Source organism: Corynebacterium sp. HMSC070E08, assembly GCF_001808895.1.
GTDB lineage: Bacteria > Actinomycetota > Actinomycetes > Mycobacteriales > Mycobacteriaceae > Corynebacterium > Corynebacterium hiratae.
Genome location: NZ_KV794775.1, coordinates 1 through 257 on the forward strand (window position 1 = coordinate 1; position 257 = coordinate 257).

Sequence of the window (257 nt, forward strand, 5' to 3'; positions counted from 1 at the left end):
GTGTACTTCGGCCCCACCCGCTTTACCGGCAAACAACGCAAAGCCCGTGCGTCCGCACTCACCCAACGCCACAGCCTGGGCACCCTCACACTCATTGAAACCTACGTTTCAAAAGTAAAGAAAACCCTCGACGCCTGGAACCTGAGAGTCAGACTTACCGCCACACCCGCACACCGCATCCCCACCGTTGCCACCACGAGGCTTAAAGAACTCAAACGTAAAAGAACCGCCAAACCAGGCGTGCGCATCACCTACCG

Annotated in this window: 1 pseudogene; it reads left to right on the top strand. The window is 57.2% G+C overall.

The features are described from left to right. A pseudogene (locus HMPREF2526_RS13490) lies at positions 1–257 on the top strand (HNH endonuclease); the annotation flags it as partial.